General features: G+C 69.0%; 3 protein-coding genes. All 3 read left to right on the forward strand.

Features of this window, described 5'->3' with window-relative positions; all coding sequences use genetic code 11:
- A partial coding sequence (locus WC493_RS21270; RefSeq protein WP_373068305.1) for a PD-(D/E)XK nuclease family protein occupies positions 1-1485 on the forward strand: 1485 nt, incomplete at its 5' end.
- Positions 1482-4883 (forward strand): UvrD-helicase domain-containing protein, encoded by a 3402-nt coding sequence (locus WC493_RS21275; RefSeq protein ID WP_373068307.1) that lies wholly within the window; start codon positions 1482-1484, stop codon positions 4881-4883. The genes WC493_RS21270 and WC493_RS21275, both read left to right, overlap by 4 nt.
- Positions 4884-4887: 4 nt before the next feature.
- A partial coding sequence (locus tag WC493_RS21280) for a DUF6361 family protein (protein WP_373068309.1) occupies positions 4888-5818 on the forward strand: 931 nt, incomplete at its 3' end.

Genomic DNA, 5818 nt, shown 5'->3' on the forward strand with positions numbered 1-5818 from the left:
GCCGGCCCCGCCGCCTCGATCGACGCGACGCTGGAACTCCTGAAGCAGGACGACGGGCTGGAAGCGTGCGTATGCGTCGCCTGGATGCCCGCCAGCGCGCTCGCCGCGTCGCCCCGCCGCTTCGTGCGGCTCCTCGGCCTCAATTCCTCGCGCTGGCCGCGCGGGATCGCCGAGGACCGCCTGATCCCGGACCATATCATCCCGACCCCGGTGCTCGATCCACTGCCGGTCAATCTCGCCGACCGACGCGATTTCGAGACGATCCTCGCCACGACGGCCGATACCGTCGTTCTGTCGCGCGCCCGGCGCGACAGCGACGGGCGTCTCCTGGGTCGCAGCCCTCTGCTCGCCGGGCGTGGCGACGAAACCTATCTGCGCCGCAACGCGACGCCGGCGCACGCCTTCAGCGAAACAGACCGCCTCATGGCCCGGCCCCAGGAGTTCGCCGCCGATCCGCAAGCGGTCGGCGCGCAGGGCTGCTGGCGCGACTGGCGGCAGGCCGAGATCACTCCCCATGACGGGCTCGTGCGGGCGGATCATCCGCTCGTTCTCGCCATCCTCGGCCGCACCCAGTCGGCCAGCTCGCTGCGCCGCCTGCTGCGCAATCCGCTGAGTTTCGTTTGGGTCTATGCCTTCGGATGGCGTGAACCGCAGAGCAGCGCCGAACCGCTCGTGCTCGACGCGCTCGGGATCGGCGATCTCGTTCATTTGGTTCTCGACCGCGCCTTGCGCGACCTCGAAACCGGAGACGGTCTTGCCTCCGCCGACGCCGAGACCATCGAGGCCGCGGTGGCGCGGGCCGCGCAAGCCGTCGCCGGCGATTGGGAAAGCGAGCGTCCGGTTCCGCCGGTCGTCATCTGGAGCCGCACGCTCGACGACGCCCGCGTTATGGCGGGCCGCGCCTTGTCCTATGGTGATGAAGTCCTGCCGGGCGCACGCTCCTACGGAGAGGTGCCCTTCGGCGGCTCGGAGCCGAAATCCGACGCGGAGGCGCCCTGGGATGCGAGCGCGCCGGTCACGATTCCCGACACGGGCTTCAACATCGCCGGCTATATCGACCGGCTCGACATCTCGGGCGACGGCAAGCGCGCCCTCGTGCGGGACTACAAGACCGGACGGCCGCCGCGCGGCGAGATCCGCCTCAACGGCGGACGCGAGCTTCAGCGCTGTCTCTATGCCTTCGCGGTGAAGGCGCTCCTCGGCGACGATGTCGCCATCAGCGCCTCGCTGCTCTACCCGCGCGAGCCCGTCGATCTCCAGCTCGACGATCCCGAGGCCGTACTGGCAGAGATCACGGGCTATCTGCGCGCAGCACGGTCGAGCCTCGCCGGAGGCGCGGCCCTTCCTGGCCCGGATACCGGCGGCGACTATGACGACCTCGCCTTCGCCCTGCCGGCCAACGCCAGCGCCACTTATTGCAAACGCAAAATGCCGGCCGCCACGGAGCGGCTTGGCGAAGTCGCTCAGGTCTGGGAGGCGGAATGATGAGCAGCGTGTCCAAGGTGCTGAAGGACGACGGCGCCCGCCGCAATGCGATCAGCCTCCATGATCGCTCCATCCTGGTCGAGGCCGGCGCGGGCTCAGGCAAGACCGCCGTCATGGCCGGCCGCATCGCCGCCATGCTGGCCGAAGGCGTCGCGCCGCGCTCCATCGCCGCCGTCACCTTCACCGAACTCGCCGCGAGCGAGCTGCTGTCGCGTGTCCGCGAGTTCGTCGCCGATCTCTCGGCCGACACGATCGCGACCGAGCTGCGCGTGGCGCTGCCCGATGGGCTGTCCCAAGCCCATCGCGACAATCTCGCCGCCGCCAGCGCCGCGATCGACGAAATCACCTGCTCGACCATCCACGGCTTCTGCCAGCGCCTGATCAAGCCCTATCCGGCGGAGGCCGACATCGATCCCGGCGCCGGCGTCATGGATCGCAACCAGGCCGACCTCACCTTCCTCGAAATTGTCGATGGCTGGCTGCGCGAACGCCTGTCCGGCGGTCAGGGCGGTATCCTGGCCGAGCTGGTGCTGCACAGCCCCGGCGAGACCGTGGCGCTCATCCATAAGATCGCCGAGAATCTGCGCCGTCGCCCCACGCTCACGGCCCCGCCCGTGTCTCCACTTGGCGGCCACCTCACGGCGTTCCGGCAGGCCACGGCGGATTTCGCGAACTTCATGGATGGCACGGCGGCGGCCGAGCCCGAAACGGTGACGATCGTCGAGCGGCTGGCCGAAATGGCGACCGCCGTGGCGAACGGTCCCGATCCCGCGACGCCCGCGGGCCTCGTTCGGCTCCTGACCGCGCGGCCCCACCCGGATCTTTGCACCAAGACCGGCGCCTTCGCCTCCTACCGCAAGAAGGGCAAATGGGCCGCCACGGCCAAACAGGCCGGTCTCTCCAAGGCCGATGGCGACCGGCTGAACGACGCCGCCGAGACCCACTACACCGCCTGTTGCGACGCTTGGGTCGCGTTGGCGCAGGCCGTCGCCGGCCATGCCCTGGCCGCGCTGATCGACGAAGCGCGTCCGATCCTGCAACGCTATCGCGACCACAAGCGCGCCAGCGCCCAGCTCGATTTCGACGATCTGATTTTCGCCGCGCGCGACTTGCTGCGCGACCACGACGCCGTGCGCCAGGCGCTGGGACAGCGTTTCGCCCATGTCCTCGTCGACGAGTTTCAGGACACCGATCCCCTGCAAACCGAAATCTTCTGGCGGCTGTGTGGCGAGCCGGTCGATGGGGATGACGACTGGACCCGGTTCCAAATCCGGCCGGGCGCGCTCTTCCTGGTCGGCGACCCGAAGCAGGCGATCTATCGCTTCCGGGGCGCCGATGTCGGCGCCTATGTGCAGGCGCGCGACGCCTTCCGCGCCCAAGACCCCGGCAACCTTCTGTCGATCTCCACCAACTTCCGCTCCTGCGCCTCGATCCTCACCTTCGTCAACGAGCGCTTCGAGGCCGTGCTCTCGACCGACGGCCAGCCGGGCTTTACCGCTCTCGACCCGTTTCATGACGATCGGAGCGGCCTGTGCGTGGCGGCTCTCGACATCGCCGTGGCCGACGAAAACGGCAAGGCCAGCGCCGAACAGCAGCGCGACGCCGAAGCCGACGCCATCGCCGAGTTGTGCGCCCGGCTGATCGAAAGCCACCCCATCATCGACCGTCGCAGCGGCGCCGAGCGCCCCTGCCAGCCGGGCGACATCGCCTTGCTGGCGCCAACCGGCGCGGAGCTGTGGCGCTATGAGGAAGCCCTGGAACGCCGCGGCATCCCTGTCGCGACCCAAGCCGGCAAGGGTCTGTTCCGCCGCCAGGAGGTGCAGGATCTGATCGCGCTGACCCGCGTTCTGGCCGACCGCCGCGACACCCTGGCGCTCGGCGCGCTGCTGCGCGGGCCTCTGGTTGGCCTCACCGAAGAAAACCTGCTGGACATCATCTGGGGACTTCCGCGCTCGGAGGAACAGCCGGATCGGATTCCGCGCCTGGATCTCAGCATCGATCCCGCCGTCATCGCGCACCCGCTCGCGCGCGAAGTCATCGAGCGGCTGCAATCGCTCTCCCGGCGCGGCAACAGCACGACCCCGCACGAGCTGCTCTCGCAGGCCGTGGACGTGTTGCGCGTCCGTCCGCTCCTCCTCGAGCGCCATCGCGGCCAGGCCGAGCGCGCGCTCGCCAATGTCGATCTCTATCTCAGCCTGTCGACCGGCTACGCCGTGCGCGGTTTGCGCGCCTTCGCCGAGGCGATGACAGCGGCGTGGTCCGACGAGGCCCGCGCCGTCGAGGGACGGCCCGACGCCCAGGAGGAAGCGGTCGCGCTCTTCACCATGCACGCGGCCAAGGGGCTGGAATGGCCGATCGTCATTCCGGTCAACACCATGACCGGCGTCATGGCGCCCGACAGCGCCGTGATCGACCGCCAGACCGAGACCTTCTATTGTCCGGTCCTGGGCGTCGTGCCCGAGGGCTACGAAACCGCGCGCCAGGCGGAAAAGGAGGAGCTGGACCGCGAACGCATCCGGCTCTGGTATGTCGCGGCCACCCGCGCCCGCGAACTCCTCGTCTTGCCCCGGCTCGACGCCACGCCGTCGAAATCGGCCTGGATCGGTCTCGTCGATCTGTCGCTCGCCAACCTGCCCGGCCTGGACGTCTCTCACCTGCCTGCCGGTCTCGCGGCCGCAGATGCCGGCGCGGGCAACACCCAGACGCGCGCGAGCTTCGCCGCCGAAGCCGAAGCCATCGCGGCCGCGCAGACGCGGTTGACCTGGCTCGCGCCCAGCCGTGACGAAAACGCCGCCGGGACCGTGCTGCGGGAAGAAGAAGCCGCGCTCTGGACGGGATCGGCCGACGATCAGCCCCCCGAGCTGGAAGCAGCCGTCCTCGTGCAGGGTGGCCGCGAGCGCGGGCTGATCCTCCACAAGCTCATGGAAGAGGTGCTGACCGGCGAAATCCCAGAAACAGAAGCCGCCCTGACCGAACGGGCTGGCCACCTCATCCGCGCCCTCGGCCAGTCCCCGGTCGCCGACCCTGCGACGGAGCTGTCGGCGCAGGAACTGTCGGCCTGTGTGGCCCGGACCCTGGCTCTGCCTGACATCGCGGCCCTGCGGCCGGGTCTTCTGGCCGAATTTCCCGTCTATGCCGCGCAGGCGGCCGATGGCGTGGAAACCGCAACAGCCGGGATCGCCGATGCCCTGACCCTGACGGCCGAGGGCCGCCCCGCCGTCGTCGTGGATTGGAAAAGCGATGTGGCGCCGGCGCCGGGAACGCTCGATCACTATCGCGCGCAGGTGCGGGCCTATCTCGACATGACCGGCGCAGAGCGCGGACTGATCGTGCTGATGACCTCCGGCGCCGTCATTCCCGTCCTGCCGACGAAGCCGACCGAAAGCGAGGCGGCCTGAACCCATGTCGTCTCTTGCCTGGATCGATTTCGATGAAGCCGAGCGGCAGCGCGCGCAGCGCATCATGGCGCTCTTTCAGGAGCGCGAGACCCGCGACGAGCTGGGGCTGGGGGCGATCCGGGATTCCATCGCCGATCATCTCTTTCCGGGCACGAGCACGATCCAGACGCGCCTGCGATACATGCTGTTCATTCCCTGGCTCTATCGGGCGCTGGAAAAGCGCGAAGTCCCTGAAGCGCAGCTCCGCACCGAGGCGCGCGACACCGAAATCCGACTTGCCGACGCCCTGAAAGCCGGCGGTGAGTCCAACGGCATCATCGGCCGGGATGCAGGACCACGGCTCCAGCGGTTGCCGAGTTCCGTCTATTGGGCTGGCCTGGGCGCGTGGGGCATCCGGGTCTTTCCGGGCTCGCTCGACAGTCTGTTCGTCGCGTTGCGGGGCCGTGGCCGGTCTCGCGGCGCATCCAGCGGCGAAGACGCTCTGGCCGACACCCAGACGCCCGCCGTCTGGAATCCGGCCTTGCCCCAGATGCCCGGCGATCTACTTGAGAGCGCCGTCTTCCGCCTGACCACCGACGAGGCGCAATTCCTCATCGACCGCCTGATCGCCAGCCAGCCCACCGCACTGCTCACGATGCTGGCGCGCGAAGGCATCGACGCGGACTGCGACTATATTTGGACACATCCTCATCTGTCGGCGTTTCCATCCGCCGCGCGCCGCCTCGTCCAGCATGGGGAAGTCTTCTCCCATGTGATGCACGGCGCCGCGCTGCTCTATAACCTCGCGCTCAGCGAGCTGCGCCAGCGCGACGACTGGATCGAGGACTATCGCGCTAGGCTTGAAGCCTGGCGCGACGAACTCGATACCGGCGCCGTCCGCGCGTGGTCGCTCGATGATTTCTGGAATGTCGTGGAACACCCGGCGCACGCCGTCC

The organism is Zavarzinia sp. (genome assembly GCF_041650655.1).
In the GTDB taxonomy this organism is placed as follows: domain Bacteria; phylum Pseudomonadota; class Alphaproteobacteria; order Zavarziniales; family Zavarziniaceae; genus Zavarzinia.